This is a genomic window from Pseudomonas sp. GW460-LB5 (genome assembly GCF_059423245.1).
Genome location: NZ_JBWKXT010000127.1, coordinates 1 through 1,701 on the forward strand (window position 1 = coordinate 1; position 1,701 = coordinate 1,701).

Here is a 1,701-nt window from a genome sequence, read left to right on the forward strand (position 1 = left end):
TAGTCAGCTCAAAGGCTGATTGGCATCAACAATTCGGAAGCGACTTTTCTCAGCATGTAGGTTTCGCGCAGAATTGACTGCCCCATCGAAGACTCGTGACGCTGCATGACGGCTTCATTGTGTGCGATGGCTTCATGCAGGTTGATCCAGACAGGCCGCATACCATTAGCGATTTCGTGGCTTTCCATTCTCACCGGCTCTAGCTGGGGCGCTACTTCGCATTGATAAAAATGCGAGGTCATGTGCATCAGATCGTACTGTGGCTTTTGGTAGGGCCGGTACTCCTCGATGTAACCGTAGTGCTGGAGCACCTGTATTTCACGAGCACCAGTCTCTTCCTCAAGCTCACGCTTCAGGCCTGCGACAATGTCCTCGTCACCATCAAGGCCGCCTCCAGGAAAGCTGAAATCGTTATAGCGCTCGGTGAACAGCAACAGGATCTGTTCACCCCGCATCACGATGCCGCGAGCTGCATGTCGACGGAATACTCTGCCCTGCTTGGATTTCAGCTCGGGGTGAACAATTTCAGTTATGAGTTGCATGTGGTCTCGTAGCGGCAAGATCAGTTAGTCATCGTCCAGGGTGGCCACGGTATTTCCTCAGTTCTGGAAATACTGTGGCCAGTGGAACTGGCTCAGCGAAGCAGCAATAAGGGTACAGTGGATGTACGCAGCATCGTCGTGGTCGTGCTGCCTATCAGAAACTGCCTGATGCGTGAGTGCCCGTACGCCCCCATGACCAAGAGGTCAATGCCGTGCTCTGCCTGATACGCATGCAGTGTGGACTCTACTTCGCCTGGGCGGATCTCGGAATGCACCAGCGAGCCGGAAGACGCAAGCGTGGTTCGTGCCTTCTCCAGCGCGTTCTGGTTGTCTTCAGAATCCGTTCCAACCATGACGATATGAATTGGCAGGCCTTCGCACAGCGGGCTTGAAGCAAGCATCTGTAAGGTCTTGTGGCCTGTTGCGCTGCCGTCAAATGCCACCATGACCGTTTCAGGTTTCCTGAAATGGCTGGTTGTAATCAGGGTGGGGCGGTGGATAGTTCGGACTATCGCTTCAATCTGGCTGCCAAGACTTTGGGCACTGCGCGTGCTGTCCTCACCGACTCTTCCAATCACCAGTAACCGAATATCGTCTTGGAGATCGCTCAGGCTCTCGACGAGATGGCCATGGCGCTGCTTCATATCAGGTGACATGGCGCCAGAGTGAACTGTTCGCTCGCGAGCTTTTTCAAGCATGTGCTGCCCATGCTCCAACGCCAGTTTTGCCCGCTGCGCATCCAGCATGGCCAACTCTTCCAGCAGATGTTCTCTGCTACCGAGACCGATATTGCCGCTGAGGTCAGCGGATGCAGGATATTTCTCCTTATCCAGCACATGAAGCAAGGTCAGGGGAGCGCTGAGTCGTTGCGAGGCCCATGCTGCGTAATCGCAGACCGCCAATGAGGATTGTGAGTTATCAATGCATGCCATTACGCGGGTCATTGTCGTTCTCCTTAGTGGCTCATGAGCTTGTCGATGGCACCGGGTTTGTCATGCACGCCGAAGCGGTCAACGATTGTCGCGCTGGCTTCATTGAGACCGAGCACTTCAACCTCAGCGCCTTCGCGTCGGAACTTGATCACGACCTTATCCAGCGCTGCGACGGCGGTGATATCCCAGAAATGCGCCTGTGTGAGATCGATGGTGACCTTGTTGAG

General features: G+C 54.6%; 3 protein-coding genes. All 3 read right to left on the bottom strand.

The window, feature by feature from the left end:
• Positions 1–8: 8 nt before the first annotated feature.
• On the bottom strand, positions 9–542 hold the full coding sequence (locus tag AC07XM_RS30990; RefSeq protein WP_009684099.1) for an NUDIX hydrolase: 534 nt from the start codon (positions 540–542) through the stop codon (positions 9–11).
• Between the two features lie 92 nt (positions 543–634).
• Positions 635–1,486, bottom strand: a complete 852-nt coding sequence (locus tag AC07XM_RS30995) for a universal stress protein (RefSeq protein ID WP_012316922.1) — start codon at positions 1,484–1,486, stop codon at positions 635–637.
• Between the two features lie 11 nt (positions 1,487–1,497).
• On the bottom strand, positions 1,498–1,701 hold a 204-nt coding region (locus AC07XM_RS31000; protein WP_495046082.1), incomplete at its 5' end, for an STAS domain-containing protein.

Coding starts and splice junctions, on each gene's coding strand:
- AC07XM_RS30990 (WP_009684099.1), bottom strand. CDS start 542: ATGCAACTCATAACTGAAATTGTTCACCCCGAGCTGAAATCCAAGCAG.
- AC07XM_RS30995 (WP_012316922.1), bottom strand. CDS start 1,486: ATGACCCGCGTAATGGCATGCATTGATAACTCACAATCCTCATTGGCG.